Consider the following 567-nt stretch of genomic DNA (forward strand, 5'->3'; position numbering starts at 1 on the left):
GTCCGCCTTCGACACGAACCAGCGCTACACGTGGCTCAACGACGCGGCCTGCGACCTGATGGGGGTCGAGGAAGAGGCCCTGATCGGGCAGTTCTACGGGGACGCGAACATCGTGCGCGACGACCGGATCAACCAGGGCTTCCTGCTCAACCTGCGCGAGGTCACCCGTACGGGTGCCCCCGTCCGCTACGAGACCTTCGGCAAGGACGCGGACGACGGCCGGGAACACGCCTGGAGCCTCGAGATGTGGCCGGTGCGCGACGACCTGGGCGCCGTTGTCTCGGTGGGCATCGCCGCGTTCGACAGCAGTGAACAGCACTGGGCGCGGCGGCGGCTCGCCCTGCTCAACGAGGCGGCCGCAGGCATCGGGACCACCCTGGACGTCGTCCGCACCGCCGAGGAACTCGTCGAACTCGTCGTGCCCCGGTTCGCCGACTTCGTCAGCGTCGACCTGCTCGACTGGGTGCTCGGCGCGGACGAACCCACGCCCGCACAGGCCGACGAGGTCGTACTGCACCGGGTCGCCCACGGTTCCGTCACCGAGGGCACGACCGAGGGCGTCATTCC

General features: G+C 69.7%; 1 protein-coding gene. It reads left to right on the forward strand.

Going from position 1 to position 567, the window contains the following annotated elements:
- Positions 1 to 567, forward strand: a 567-nt coding sequence (locus G3I60_RS43885) for a PAS domain-containing protein (protein WP_164608568.1), incomplete at both ends; no start/stop codon positions are given.

This window comes from Streptomyces sp. SID13666 (assembly GCF_010548325.1).
In the GTDB taxonomy this organism is placed as follows: Bacteria; Actinomycetota; Actinomycetes; order Streptomycetales; family Streptomycetaceae; genus Actinacidiphila; species Actinacidiphila fildesensis.